Raw genomic sequence first — 12,404 nt, 5'->3', positions numbered from 1 at the left:
AGATGAACACCTTTACCGTACAGCCGGGGGGCACGCTCTCCGGTGTCGCCCGTGTGCCGGGCGACAAATCCATTTCCCATCGCTCGATCATGCTGGGTGCGCTGGCCGAGGGCGAGACGCGTGTCACCGGCTTTCTCGAAGGGGCCGATTGCCTGGCGACGCTGGAGGCCTTTCGCGCGATGGGTGTGCCGATCGAGCGCAAAGGGCCAGGCGAGGTCGTGATCCAGGGCCGGGGCCTGCAGGGCCTGCAGGCCCCGGATCGCCCGCTGGACATGGGTAACTCGGGGACCGCCATGCGGCTGCTCTGCGGGGTGCTCGCCGGGCAGTCGTTCGATAGCGAGCTCATCGGCGATGAATCCCTGACCCGTCGCCCCATGCGCCGGGTCACCGAGCCCCTGGCGCTCATGGGTGCGCAGATCGAGACCAGCGAGACGGGTACGCCGCCTTTGCGCATCCGTGGCGGCGCACCCCTGCGGGGCACCGATCATGTGCTGCAGGTGGCCAGCGCACAGGTCAAGTCCGCGATCCTGCTCGCGGGATTGTGGGCAGACGGGAAAACCTGTGTGACCGAGCCCGCGCCCACCCGGGACCACACCGAGCGGATGCTGAATGGCTTCGGCTGCGTCGTTACCCGGGATGGTCCCAAGGCCTGTGTGACCGGTGGCGGGCGCCTGCAGGCCAGTTCGGTGGATGTCCCGGCGGACATTTCCTCGGCCGCGTTCTTCCTGGTGGGCGCCAGCATCGCGACGGGCTCGCAGATGCGCCTGGAACACGTCGGCATCAATCCGACCCGGACCGGTGTGATCGACATCCTGCGCCTGATGGGCGCGGATATCCGCGTGGAGAACGAACGCGAAGCCGGCGGCGAGCCGGTGGCCGACATCGAGGTACATGCCACGCGCCTGAAGGGGATCGAAATCCCGACCGAGCTGGTGCCGCTGGCGATCGACGAATTCCCGGCCATCTTTGTCGCCGCGGCCTGCGCCGAGGGCGAGACGGTCCTGACGGGCGCGGAAGAACTGCGGGTCAAGGAGAGCGATCGCATTCAGGTGATGGCCGATGGGCTTCAGGCGCTGGGTGTGCAGTGCTCGGTGCAGCGCGATGGTATTCGCATTCTGGGCGGCGAGGGTTTCGCCGGCGGAGAGATCGACAGCCATGGCGACCACCGTATCGCGATGTCGTTCGCGATGGCCGGGCTGCGGGCCAGTGGCCCGATTCGCATTCGTGACTGCGCCAATGTGGCGACATCGTTCCCGGGTTTCGTGGACCTTGCCCGTAATGCCGGTCTGTCGCTGGAGGCGGCATGACGGCGGCGATCCCGGTGCTCGCCATTGACGGCCCGGGTGGTGCCGGAAAGGGGACGGTGTGCATGCGCGTCGCCGCGGCGATGGGCTGGCACCTGCTCGACAGTGGGGCCCTGTACCGACTGCTGGGCCTTGCGGCGCGCCAGCATGGGGTGGAGCTGACCGATATCGAAGGACTCGAACGCCTGGCCGGCGCACTGGACGTCAGCTTCGAGATCGACGGCGATGCGGCAAGGGTAACGACCCTGCTTGAGGGCCAGCCGGTGGACGTGCTCCTGCGCACCGAACAGGCGGGTTCCGATGCCTCGCAGGTCGCCGCGCTGCCCGCTGTACGCGAGGCATTGCTCGATCGCCAGCGATGGTTTGCTCAGGCCCCGGGGCTGGTCGCGGACGGGCGCGACATGGGCACCGTGGTGTTCCCGGATGCGGACCTCAAGATCTTCCTGACGGCCTCGGCGGAGGAGCGGGCGCGCAGGCGTTACATGCAGTTGAAGGAACAAGGACTTAGTGCTAATCTTTCCGCCCTTCAGGATGAGATGGAGGCGCGCGACCGCCGTGACCGCGAGCGTAGCGTGGCTCCCCTCAAGCCCGCCGAAGATGCCTGGGTGCTGGATACCACGGAACTCGACATCGTCAGCGTGGTGGACATGATCCTGGAGCGCCTCCGGGACGTACTCCCGGAACAAAGCCCCCGAATCGAGGGATAGCCTCGAAGCGGGTACATTAACGTTCAAACCCTCTTGTAGGAAGTTTCTTCAAGAGTTTGTTTAATCACAGGTTTTTAAATCCATGAGTGAAAGTTTCGCGCAACTGCTCGAAGAGAGCATGGCCTACACCCAGATGCAGCCGGGTGCCATCCTCAGTGCCACCGTCATTGAGGTCACCCCGGATGTGGTCGTGGTCAATGCCGGCCTGAAGTCCGAGGGGGTCATCCCCACCGAGCAGTTCATGAACGACGAGGGCGAGCTCGAGGTCAAGGTCGGCGATGTCGTCGAAGTGGCCCTCGAAACCCCCGAAGACGGTTTCGGCGAGACGCGCATGTCGCGCGAGAAGGCCAAGCGGGCCAAGGCCTGGGATCGTCTCGAAGGTGCGATGGAAGAAGAGCAGTACGTCACCGGCAAGATCTCCGGCAAGGTCAAGGGCGGGTACACCGTCGAGCTGGGAGACATCCGTGCATTCCTGCCCGGTTCACTCGTGGATGTACGTCCGGTGCGCGATACCGCGTACCTGGAAGGCAAGGAACTGGAATTCAAGCTCATCAAGCTGGATCGCCGCCGCAATAACGTGGTCGTATCGCGCCGCGCCGTGGTCGAGCAGGAATACAGCGCCGAGCGCGAAGAACTGCTGAAGAACCTGCAGGAAGGCGCGGTCGTGAAGGGCATCGTGAAGAACCTGACCGACTACGGTGCGTTCCTGGATCTGGGCGGCATCGACGGCCTGCTGCATATCACCGACATGGCCTGGAAGCGCGTGAAGCACCCCTCCGACGTGGTCGAGATCGGCCAGGAAGTCGAAGTCAAGGTGCTGAAGTTCGACCGCGAACGCATGCGCGTCTCGCTGGGCCTGAAGCAGCTGGGCGAGGATCCGTGGGAGAACATCACCCGCCGTTACCCGACCGGCACCCGTATTTTCGGCAAGGTCACCAACATTACCGACTACGGCTGCTTCGTGGAAATCGAAGACGGCGTGGAAGGCCTGGTGCACGTGTCCGAGATGGACTGGACCAACAAGAACGTCAATCCGGGCAAGGTCGTGGCCATCGGCGACGAGGTCGAGGTGATGATCCTGGACCTGGACGAAGAGCGCCGCCGCATCTCGCTGGGTATGAAGCAGTGCCAGTCCAACCCGTGGGACGACTTCGCCGCCAACCACAATCGTGGCGAGAAGGTCCGCGGCCAGATCAAGTCGATCACCGACTTCGGCGTGTTCGTCGGTCTGGATGGCGGCATCGACGGCCTGATTCATCTGTCCGACCTGTCCTGGCACGAGGCCGGTGAAGAGGCGATCCGCAACTTCAAGAAAGGCGACGAGGTCGAGGCCGTGGTGCTGTCGGTGGATCCGGAGCGCGAGCGTATCTCCCTGGGGCTGAAGCAGCTGGACCGCGATCCGTTCTCCAACTTCGTGGCCGAGCACACCAAGGGCAGCATCGTGAAGGGTACGGTCAAGGAAGTGGACGCCAAGGCGGCCGTGATCGAGCTGGCTGACGGTATCGACGGCATCCTGCGTGCGGCCGATATCTCCCAGGACCGTGTGGAAGATGCGCGGACCGTGCTGAACGTCGGCGAAGAGGTCGAGGCCAAGTTCATGGGTGTGGACAAGAAGACCCGTGCGATCAGCCTGTCGATCAAGGCCAAGGACCGCGCCGAAGAGGCCGAGATGGTCTCCGACTACTCCGCGAGCGGTAGTGCGACGACCTCCCTTGGCGATCTGCTGAAGGAACAGATGGGCAAGAACGACTAAGTCCGTCACAATAAAGTCCACGGTGTCCGTACGGATGCCGTGGACTGTTTTTTTATCCGCACAGTGCGGATCTCTTTCTTCTGTCTGTGACGAGCGTCAGATGACCAAATCGGAATTGATCGAAAGCCTCGCCCAGAAATCGCCTCACCTGCCCGCACGGGATGTCGAGATGTGCGTGAAGGCGTTGCTGGAACGGATGAGTCAGGCCCTGGCGCATGGTCAGCGAGTCGAGATTCGTGGCTTCGGCAGCTTCTCCCTGCATTTCCGCCCGCCGCGTCTTGGACGCAATCCCAAGACCGGGGAAGGGGTGGCACTGCCGGGCAAGCATGTCCCGCATTTCAAACCCGGCAAGGAACTGCGCGAGCGGGTCAATAGCCCCGCGGTTGTCGACGAGTAATCGGCATGTCCGATCGACGGCGCCAGCAGGTCCGCAACGCAGTCGCGTTTGCCTTGCTGATCCTGATCTCTTCGGCGATCGGTATTCTTGTGGTGTTCAACGAGGGCCAGGTCACCCTGAGCCTGCCATGGGTAGACGTGCAAGCGCCCCTGGTAGTCCTGCTGGGCATTTCCGCGCTCGTGGGTGTGGTCGTCACGGCCGCCATTCTGCTTCTCCGTATCCGCCGACTGAACCAGAAGGTGGCGGACCTGCGCGCGGAGAATCGCGCATTGAAGACCGAGGTCGAGCAGATGCGAACGGCCCCGATGCGGGATTTTTATTAGTGCAATGCGGATCACTGTGCATGCCCGCGCTGGAGTCCATTTCGCCCACGTGCACAGTGCAGCCGGCGAAGGCTAGCCTTGAGGCACACTAGCCTTGAGGCACAAACGACGCGCCATGTCTTCCGCTACGTCCGAGAATCGATCGACCATATGGTTGGGATGGCTCGTTTCCTCTCCCGTGAACGCTCGTTTATTGATCACCCGATGTAACAAGATTGGTTGGCCAGGCCCTTCTCGTGGGTCATGTTGCAGGGTGTGGAAACGGGTATGCCTCGCAGCGTTCGCTCGGCCCTGTGGCCCGGCGCGAAAGCTGGGGTCGCTGTCCGAGTCCGGGAGCGTCACGTGATCAACGACTGGTTCTGGCTCTTGCTGCCCGTGGCGGCGGCAAGCGGCTGGTGGGTAGCCCGTCGCGTCCACCCGGAAGACCCGGGGGACCAGGAACCTTCCCTTCACCGTTACCTTGAGGGCGTCCGATATCTGCTGGACGACCGTACCGATGATGCCTTGCAGGCCTTCATCGAGATGGTGGAGGTCGACCACGAAACCTTTGAGACCCATGTGATTCTTGGACGCCTGTTCCGGCGTCGAGGCGAGGTCGATCGGGCGATCCGGATCCATCAGAACCTGGTGGCGCGTCCTTCTCTGAAGGACGAGCAGCGGGCCCAGGCGCTGAACGAGCTCGGGCAGGACTTTCTGCTAGCCGGCGTTCTCGATCGGGCCGAGGCGGTCTTCCGCGAGCTTGCGGACTCGCCGCATCAGGCGGTGCAGGCGCTGAAGGGCCTGCAGCATGTCTATGAAACCCAGCGTGAATGGGAGCGCGCGATCGAGGTCGGCACACGACTGAAAGCGCATAACGTGCCGAATGAACATCTTCGAATCGCGCATTATCACTGTGAGTTGGCGACTATTGCGCTGGAGCAAGGTGACCGCTCAACCTCCGCCGAGCGAGCGGCACAAGCAGAGGGGCTGGTCCCTGGGCTGTCGCGCGCACTGCTGATCAAGTCCGAGATCGCGGAACGCGAAGACCGCATCGCCGATGCGATTGCATGCGGCCGTGAGGCCGTGGCCCGTACGCCACCGCTGGCACCCCTGGTCGTGCCGCGCCTCGAGCGGCTGCACCAGGCACTGCCAGGTGAGAACCGCCTGGGGCAGCTGGAGCAAACCCTGGAAGATCTGGCGAACAGCCGCGGTATCACCGTGGCGCGGATCGCACTGATGCGGTTGTACCGTCGCACCGGGCGGCTGGATGCCGCACTCTCCGAACTCGGGATGATCCTTTCGCAACGCCCGGTGCCGACATCGGGCTTGCTCGAGGCCGTGCGCTGGATGAAGATTCTCCCCGCGGTGCAGGAATACAGTGTGGAGTTCGCCGCGTTCGAGAAAGCGCTTTCGGATCAGCTCGGAAGCCAGCATCTGTACCAGTGCATGAACTGTGGCTACCAAGGTCGAGCGCACGTCTGGCAATGTCCGAGCTGTCGCCGATGGGATACCCTGCGGGGGCTGGATTTTGAACTCGATGCCTCTACCGAGGAGGCTGAAGATGCGCTGGTCCGCGAAGGGACGCGCTGAAACCCATTTAATCAGGAAGAGCCATGCGAGCAGTCGTTCAGTCCCCAGCCCCGCGTCTGATCGTGGCACTCGACTTTGCCGATGCCGACAGTGCCATCCAGCTGGCGCAGCGTCTCGATCCGTCATTGTGCGCCCTGAAGGTCGGGTTCGAGTTGTTTGTCGTGGCCGGGCCCGATTTATTGGGCAGACTGCACGATCTCGGCTTTCGGGTATTCCTCGATCTCAAGTTTCACGATATCCCCAATACAGTGGCCGCCGCCTGCAGGGCAGCGGCGCGAACCGGCGTATGGCTGGTAAATGTGCACGCCAGTGGTGGCTTGCAGATGATGCAGGCGGCGCACGAGGCGGTCCGCGAGGTCAATGATCACACCGCCGTTCTGGCGGTTACGGTTCTGACCTCCAGCGACGCACACACGCTGCGCGAGATTGGCGTTCAGCGCAGCCCGGAGGCCCAGGTGCGCCTGCTGGGCAATCTGGCCATCGCACGGGCTGGGCTGGAGGGGCTGGTGTGTTCTGCGCAGGAGGCAAGCCTGCTGCGTGAGGAGCTGGGCTCTGGCCCGATGCTGGTGACCCCCGGAATCCGGCTTCCGGAGGCCGAAGGAGACGATCAGCGCAGGGTGATGACACCGGAGAACGCGATCAAGGCCGGTGCCAGCGCCATTGTGGTGGGACGACCCATTACCCGGGCGGCCGATCCGGCGGCAGCTGCGACCGATTTCGCACATCGCCTGGAGAGGGTTTTCCAGAGCCACTGATCCCGTTAGGATGACCTTGGCGCAAGGGTTGCGCCGGTTATCACTCAACATGGAGCAGTTAACATGAAAAATGCCATCTACTGTGTGAAATGCTGGTTCTTCGCCGCCTTGTGCGTGCTGCCGCTGGCGCTGGTTACGGCATCAGGCGGGCAGACGCCGGTGAATGTGAACTCGGCATCGGCGGATGAACTCGCGACGCTGGACAACATCGGCCAGGTCAAGGCCGAGGCGATCGTCGAGCATCGCGAAGCCCACGGTCCGTTTGCCTCGGTGCAGGCGCTGACGGACGTATCCGGCGTCGGCGAGCGCACGGTGGAGATGAATCTCGACCGTATCGAGGTCGAGTAGCCCGATCGAGGACGACGGGGCCGATCCCCGTCGTCTTTCCCCACCTGGAGTCAGGATGAACCCGAATACGCCACCGATCCGTACCGCTGTTTTTCCTGTCGCGGGCATGGGCACCCGCTTTCTTCCGGCCACCAAGGCCAACCCCAAAGAGATGCTCCCCATTGTCGACAAGCCGCTTATTCAGTACGCGGCCGAGGAGGCCGTGCGTGCGGGTATCGAGACCCTGGTGTTCGTGACCGGTCGCAACAAGCGTTCCATCCCCGATCACTTCGACAAGGCCTACGAGCTTGAAACGGAGCTGGAAGAACGCGGCAAGACGGAGATGCTGGAGAAGGTGCGCAATATCGTGCCGTCCAACGTGACCTGTGTGTACGTGCGTCAGGCCGAGGCACTGGGTCTGGGACATGCGGTAGCGTGCGCGCGGCCGGTGGTACGCAACGAGCCCTTTGCGGTGATCCTGGCCGATGACCTGATCGAAGAAGAGCAGGGCGGTGCCACGAAGCAGATGGTTGAGGCCTTTAACCAGCATGGATGCAGCGTGCTGGGCGTGGAAGAGGTGCCGGCGGACCGCACCCATCAGTACGGCATCATTGATCCGGTGCAAACGGGCCCGCGCACCTGGGACGTACGCGGGATTGTGGAGAAGCCGCAGCCGGCGGACGCACCCTCCAATGTGGCGGTCGTGGGCCGCTATGTCCTGACCCCGCGCATCTTCGAGCTGCTGGCGGAGCAGGAGCCCGGTGCTGGGGGCGAAATCCAGCTGACCGACGCAATTGCCAAGTTACTTCAGGAAGAGCGTGTAACTGCCCTTAATTTCGAAGGTCGCCGCTTCGACTGTGGAAGCAAGCTGGGCTATCTGGAGGCGACCGTGGAGTTCGCGTTGATGCACCCGGAGCTGAAGGACGACTTTGGCGCCTATCTGAAATCCCGCGCCAGCACCTCCTGAAGCCTCACCACCAGAACCTCCGCTGACGCGGACGTATCGGAAGCCTTCCGCGCCAGTACTGGATGGCGAGGAAGCCGAACGCCATCCCGCCCAGATGCGCGAAATGCGCAATACCGGCGAGGGTGCCCGAGATCCCCAGGTAGAGTTCCAGGGCGCCGTAGGCGATGACGAAGTACTTTGCCTTGATGGGGATCGGCAGGAAGAACAGATAAAGCCGCTGGTTGGGGAACATCATCCCGAACGCCAGCAAGACCCCGAACACGCCGCCGGATGCCCCAACAGTGGGATAGACCATCCCATTGTCGCCATAGGCGGTGACCATAAGCTGTACCAGCCCTGCGCCGATCACGCAGATGAGGAAGTACAGGGCGAAGGTCCTGGAACCCCAGGCGTTCTCGATCTGCACTCCCAGCATCCAGACGGCAAACATGTTCACCGAGAGGTGAACGAGGCCTCCGTGCAGGAACCCGTAGGTCAACAGCTGCCAGAGCTGGAAGTCCGGCACACGTAGCCATTGCCCGTCCTGGAGGATCATCGAAGGCGTTCCGATGGGCCACAGAGCGAAATGGGTCATCAGCCAGTCGCCCAGCCAGGGCAGGGCAAGAAAGAGCGCCACGTTGGTGATCAGCAAAAAGCCGATCACCGGTGGCATCATGCTGAAATCGGGGTGGCGCGGGTCCGGGTGCGTCATCGGGGCCGGGATCAGCGAAAGTCGTCGGTGACCGCGCCGCGACTGGCGGATCCGACCTGACGGCTGTACTTCCCGAGCACACCTCGATCAAAGCGCGGCGGGGGTGCCTGCCAGGCACTGCGGCGACGCGCCAGTTCGTCCTCTGGTACCTCGAGCGCGAGACGATTACGGTCGGCATCGACCTCGATGATGTCGCCCTCGCGCACCAGGGCAATGGGCCCACCTTGCGCCGCCTCGGGCGCGACATGTCCGACGACGAGACCGTAGGTGCCTCCGGAGAAGCGTCCGTCGGTAATCAACGCAACGGAGTCGCCGAGACCCGCGCCGATGATCGCTGCCGTGGGGGCGAGCATCTCGCGCATACCGGGCCCCCCACGAGGACCCTCGTGACGGACCACGATGACGTCTCCAGCCTGAATACCACCCGCCAGGATGGCGTCCAGGCATTCCTCCTCGGATTCGAATACGCGCGCGGGCCCGCGAATCGAAGTGGACTTGAGCCCGGTGATCTTGGCCACGCTGCCTTCCGGCGCCAGATTGCCCTTAAGGATCGCCAGGTGCCCCTGCGGGTACAGGGGGGCATCCAGCGGGCGGATGATGGTCTGGTTCGATGGTGGTGCATCAGGGATGTCTGCGAGGACCTCGCTTAGGGTCTGGCCGGTAATGGTCAGGCAGTGCCTGTGCAGAAGACCGGCGTTCAGCAGGATCTTCATGACCTGCGGTGTGCCCCCCACCGCATGGAATTCCGTGGTCACGTGTCGACCGGAGGGCTTCAGATCGCACAGTACCGGGGTTTTCCGGCGGATCCGTTCTACGTCATCCAGAGCTAACGGCACGTTGGCACAGTGGGCAATGGCGAGCAGGTGGAGCACGGCATTGGTCGATCCCCCGACGGCCATAACCACGGCCAGGGCGTTCTCGAAGGCCTCGCGCGTGAGGATGTCGCGCGGCTTGCGGTCGGCATGGATCGCCTCCAGGAGGACCTCGGCGGAACGGGCGGCGGAGTCGGCCTTTTCCGGGTCCTCGGCCGCCTGGGTCGACGAGCCCGGCAGACTCATGCCCATCGCCTCGAAGGCGCTGGACATGGTATTGGCTGTGAACATGCCGCCACAGGAGCCGGCTCCCGGGCAGGCATTGCGCTCCACGCCGGCCAGGTCTTCATCCGACAGCTTTCCCGCCCCATGCTGTCCGACGGCCTCGAACGCACTGACGATCGTCAGGTCCTGGTCCTTGTAGCGTCCCGGCTTGATCGTGCCTCCGTAGACGAAGATCGCGGGCACGTTAAGCCGGGCGATCGCCATCATGGCGCCGGGCATGTTCTTGTCGCAGCCGCCGGTGGCCAGCAGCCCGTCCAGACTCTGGCCGTTGACGACCGTCTCGATCGCGTCGGCGATCACCTCGCGCGACACCAGGGAGTACTTCATGCCCGGGGTGCCCATCGAAATGCCGTCAGAGATGGTGATGGTGCCGAAGGTCTGCGGCATGCCGCCCGAGGCTCGTACGGCCGATTCCGCACGTTCGGCCAGTGCCCCGATCCCCATGTTGCAGGGAGTGATGGTGCTGTGGGCGTTGGCAATGCCAACGATGGGGCGCTGGAAGTCGTCGTCACCGAAGCCCACGGCCCTGAGCATGGCGCGGTTGGGGGTGCGGCGTGGCCCTTCGGTGACGACGCGGCTGCGTCGATTGTCCTGGGTCATCGAGTCGTCCTGTCCGTTGTCCGGCCCGGGAGAGGGCGGACTAGTGGGTGCGAGAATTGCTTCCCCGGCAGTAGCGCCCATTGAGGAAGTGATCGAAGAACTGGCCCAGTGCCGGATGGTCGATCTGCTGGCCGGAGGTGTCGGGTTCCAGGTGGCGTTCGGCCACATACGTGCTGTGCGAGTACCCGTCCACCAGCACGTGGTACCACGGCCGGTCCTTGGGGGGGCGGCTCCTGGCCACGGTTTCGTACCATTCGTCCGAGCCGGAGTAGACCGGGTCGACCTCGACGATCACACCGCGGTAGCCGAACTTGGTATGGTGGACCAGTTCACCCACGGTGAAGCGTGTTCCCTGTGTCATCGCTGCCCCCTGGCGGCGTTTGGTGCATTAATTGCGCTGCATTGACAGTGTCTCTCAGAAAAGACCATCGCCCGGGTCTCGCGTTCCGGCGCGTGGTCCTGAACCCGCAAAGCGAACGTATACCATGTCCCGTGACGTCAGCATCCCCCGCCCCGAATTTCACCGGGCCGTGCCCGAAAATGATGACCGCGAACGCAAGATCTGCAGTCACTGTGGCTTCGTGGACTACGAGAACCCGCGGATTGTGGTGGGCGTCGTCGCCACATGGGAAGGGCGGGTCCTGTTGTGCCGCCGGGCGATCGAGCCGCGCAAGGGTCACTGGACGCTGCCCGCAGGATACATGGAGCTCGGCGAGTCGACCGAGCAGGGCGCCGAGCGAGAGGCCTGGGAGGAGGCGCGCGCCCGGCTGCGTATCGATCGCCTGCTCGCGGTCTACAGTCTGCCGCATATCGGTCAGGTGCAGATGATCTACCGTGCCGAGCTGCTGGGCGACGATGTCGCTCCCGGACCGGAATCGGAAGAGGTCGCGCTGTTCGACTTCAATGATCTGCCCGGGGAGCTCGCATTTCCGTCGGTCGCCTGGGCCCTGGCGCACTATCAGCAGACGCACCACCTGAACGAATTTGCGCCGATGGGCGCCCCGGAGTCCGCGAGCCCGCTGGGCGGGTTGTAGTTCAGCTGTCCTGCGCGCGCCGGGACGGCCCGTAGTCTCGGAATTTTTCCAGCACGCGCGCCATTTCATCATCGCCGAGCAGCTGCGGGCCGCCAATTTGCAGGCTCAGCACATACTGCTGCGCGAGCAGTTCGACCTCTTGGGTCAGCCACAAGGCCCGCGCGAGATCCGGCCCCGTCGCAATCATGCCGTGGTTGGCCAGCAGGCACGCGAGTCGATCGTGCAAGGCCTCCACCGCGTTGCCTGACAGCTGCTCCGTGCCGAACGTGGCATAGGGGGCACAACGGATCGAATTGCCCCCGGCCGCCGCAACCATATAGTGCAGGGCGGGGATATCACGACCCTGAATCGCGACCACGCTGGCATAGATCGAGTGGACATGCACCACGGCGTTCAACTCCGGGCGCGCCTTGAGGATCGCCCGATGAAAATGCCACTCGCTGGAAGGCTTCTGGTGATCCGGCCAGCGTCCCTGTGCATCGACGGAGACCAGGTCCTCCGGACGCAGGGCTTCATAGGGCACGCCGGACGGGGTAATCAGCATGCCGTCGCCCAGACGCGCGCTGACGTTGCCCGAGGTGCCCTGGTTCAGGCCACGGCGATTGGTCTCGAGCGCGGTGTCGATAATCGCCTGGCGCAGGGCCAGTTCATCGGTGGCAGGCATCGGAATCCAGGGGGATAGATGGAAGCCGGATTGTATCGCGACAGGCGCGAAGGATGTCTCGGGGAACACCCGTTAGTTTATGGGGTCAATGTCGAGAGGCCGGCGTGAGCGGGACGTGAAGACGCGGATGGCGCGCACGCCACCTGGACATCTATATTGAAGGCTGTATTTGGCAGGCCGCAGCGGTCGCGCGGCACTTTCGATGTTCCTTGAACA

Annotated in this window: 14 protein-coding genes; 10 read left to right on the top strand and 4 right to left on the bottom strand. The window is 63.7% G+C overall.

The genetic code is table 11. The annotated features are described in order from the left end of the window. Positions 1-2: 2 nt before the first annotated feature. The 9 genes from aroA to galU all read left to right on the top strand — a co-directional run bounded on the left by aroA (position 3) and on the right by galU (position 8,102). Complete coding sequence (aroA, locus tag F468_RS0108620) at positions 3-1,307, top strand: 3-phosphoshikimate 1-carboxyvinyltransferase (protein ID WP_018994965.1); 1,305 nt, start codon at positions 3-5, stop codon at positions 1,305-1,307. Continuing rightward, positions 1,304-2,011 carry a (d)CMP kinase gene (gene cmk, locus F468_RS0108615; RefSeq protein WP_012982610.1) on the top strand — a complete coding sequence of 236 codons (708 nt, stop codon included), beginning with the start codon at positions 1,304-1,306 and terminating at the stop codon, positions 2,009-2,011. The genes aroA and cmk overlap by 4 nt, the downstream gene beginning before the upstream one ends. Positions 2,012-2,093: 82 nt before the next feature. Next, positions 2,094-3,764, top strand: a complete 1,671-nt coding sequence (gene rpsA, locus F468_RS0108610) for a 30S ribosomal protein S1 (protein ID WP_012982611.1) — start codon at positions 2,094-2,096, stop codon at positions 3,762-3,764. 34 nt (positions 3,765-3,798) lie between these two features. After that, positions 3,799-4,161: an integration host factor subunit beta gene (locus F468_RS0108605; protein ID WP_255349413.1), complete on the top strand. Its 363-nt coding sequence runs from the start codon at positions 3,799-3,801 to the stop codon at positions 4,159-4,161. Between the two features lie 5 nt (positions 4,162-4,166). Then, positions 4,167-4,484, top strand: a complete 318-nt coding sequence (locus tag F468_RS0108600) for a lipopolysaccharide assembly protein LapA domain-containing protein (RefSeq protein WP_012982613.1) — start codon at positions 4,167-4,169, stop codon at positions 4,482-4,484. A 342-nt stretch (positions 4,485-4,826) separates the two neighbouring features. Next, the gene (locus tag F468_RS0108595) at positions 4,827-6,053 is read left to right on the top strand and encodes a tetratricopeptide repeat protein (RefSeq protein WP_012982615.1); all 1,227 of its coding nucleotides are present in this window, start codon (positions 4,827-4,829) and stop codon (positions 6,051-6,053) included. 23 nt (positions 6,054-6,076) lie between these two features. After that, positions 6,077-6,808, top strand: a complete 732-nt coding sequence (pyrF, locus tag F468_RS0108590; protein WP_018993920.1) for an orotidine-5'-phosphate decarboxylase — start codon at positions 6,077-6,079, stop codon at positions 6,806-6,808. Between the two features lie 63 nt (positions 6,809-6,871). Beyond that, positions 6,872-7,156, top strand: coding sequence for a ComEA family DNA-binding protein (locus F468_RS0108585; protein WP_012982617.1), 285 nt, complete (start codon positions 6,872-6,874; stop codon positions 7,154-7,156). Positions 7,157-7,211: 55 nt separating this feature from the next. Next, positions 7,212-8,102, top strand: coding sequence for a UTP--glucose-1-phosphate uridylyltransferase GalU (gene galU / locus F468_RS0108580; RefSeq protein WP_018993919.1), 891 nt, complete (start codon positions 7,212-7,214; stop codon positions 8,100-8,102). Positions 8,103-8,106: 4 nt separating this feature from the next. Here galU and F468_RS0108575 read toward each other — a convergent pair whose 3' ends face one another. The 3 genes from F468_RS0108575 to hspQ are packed head-to-tail and all read right to left on the bottom strand — an operon-like array spanning position 8,107 to position 10,851. Beyond that, on the bottom strand, positions 8,107-8,793 hold the full coding sequence (locus F468_RS0108575) for a rhomboid family intramembrane serine protease (protein WP_012982619.1): 687 nt from the start codon (positions 8,791-8,793) through the stop codon (positions 8,107-8,109). An 11-nt stretch (positions 8,794-8,804) separates the two neighbouring features. Continuing rightward, positions 8,805-10,490: a dihydroxy-acid dehydratase gene (gene ilvD, locus F468_RS0108570; RefSeq protein WP_012982620.1), complete on the bottom strand. Its 1,686-nt coding sequence runs from the start codon at positions 10,488-10,490 to the stop codon at positions 8,805-8,807. A gap of 40 nt (positions 10,491-10,530) precedes the next feature. Further along, complete coding sequence (hspQ, locus tag F468_RS0108565) at positions 10,531-10,851, bottom strand: heat shock protein HspQ (RefSeq protein WP_012982621.1); 321 nt, start codon at positions 10,849-10,851, stop codon at positions 10,531-10,533. A 124-nt stretch (positions 10,852-10,975) separates the two neighbouring features. Here hspQ and F468_RS0108560 point away from each other — a divergent pair, with 124 nt between their 5' ends. Then, a complete protein-coding gene (locus F468_RS0108560; protein WP_018994963.1) occupies positions 10,976-11,524 on the top strand; it encodes an NUDIX hydrolase in 549 nt (182 codons plus the stop codon). Between the two features lies 1 nt (position 11,525). Here the strand turns inward: F468_RS0108560 and F468_RS0108555 are convergent, their stop codons facing one another. Further along, a complete protein-coding gene (locus F468_RS0108555; RefSeq protein ID WP_018994962.1) occupies positions 11,526-12,188 on the bottom strand; it encodes an L-fuculose-phosphate aldolase in 663 nt (220 codons plus the stop codon). Positions 12,189-12,404 lie beyond the last annotated feature (216 nt).

The organism is Thioalkalivibrio sp. ALJ2 (assembly GCF_000378325.1).
Lineage (GTDB): Bacteria > Pseudomonadota > Gammaproteobacteria > Ectothiorhodospirales > Ectothiorhodospiraceae > Thioalkalivibrio.
This window is presented reverse-complemented; position numbering and strand designations above follow the sequence as displayed.

Excerpts from the sequence above, each read along its gene's own strand:
- pyrF (WP_018993920.1), top strand. The coding sequence starts at position 6,077 with ATGCGAGCAGTCGTTCAGTCCCCAGCCCCGCGTCTGATCGTGGCACTC.
- F468_RS0108575 (WP_012982619.1), bottom strand. The coding sequence starts at position 8,793 with ATGACGCACCCGGACCCGCGCCACCCCGATTTCAGCATGATGCCACCG.
- F468_RS0108605 (WP_255349413.1), top strand. The coding sequence starts at position 3,799 with ATGCCGTGGACTGTTTTTTTATCCGCACAGTGCGGATCTCTTTCTTCT.
- F468_RS0108600 (WP_012982613.1), top strand. The coding sequence starts at position 4,167 with ATGTCCGATCGACGGCGCCAGCAGGTCCGCAACGCAGTCGCGTTTGCC.
- ilvD (WP_012982620.1), bottom strand. The coding sequence starts at position 10,490 with ATGACCCAGGACAATCGACGCAGCCGCGTCGTCACCGAAGGGCCACGC.
- F468_RS0108560 (WP_018994963.1), top strand. The coding sequence starts at position 10,976 with ATGTCCCGTGACGTCAGCATCCCCCGCCCCGAATTTCACCGGGCCGTG.
- F468_RS0108585 (WP_012982617.1), top strand. The coding sequence starts at position 6,872 with ATGAAAAATGCCATCTACTGTGTGAAATGCTGGTTCTTCGCCGCCTTG.
- hspQ (WP_012982621.1), bottom strand. The coding sequence starts at position 10,851 with ATGACACAGGGAACACGCTTCACCGTGGGTGAACTGGTCCACCATACC.
- F468_RS0108555 (WP_018994962.1), bottom strand. The coding sequence starts at position 12,188 with ATGCCTGCCACCGATGAACTGGCCCTGCGCCAGGCGATTATCGACACC.
- galU (WP_018993919.1), top strand. The coding sequence starts at position 7,212 with ATGAACCCGAATACGCCACCGATCCGTACCGCTGTTTTTCCTGTCGCG.
- aroA (WP_018994965.1), top strand. The coding sequence starts at position 3 with ATGAACACCTTTACCGTACAGCCGGGGGGCACGCTCTCCGGTGTCGCC.
- cmk (WP_012982610.1), top strand. The coding sequence starts at position 1,304 with ATGACGGCGGCGATCCCGGTGCTCGCCATTGACGGCCCGGGTGGTGCC.
- rpsA (WP_012982611.1), top strand. The coding sequence starts at position 2,094 with ATGAGTGAAAGTTTCGCGCAACTGCTCGAAGAGAGCATGGCCTACACC.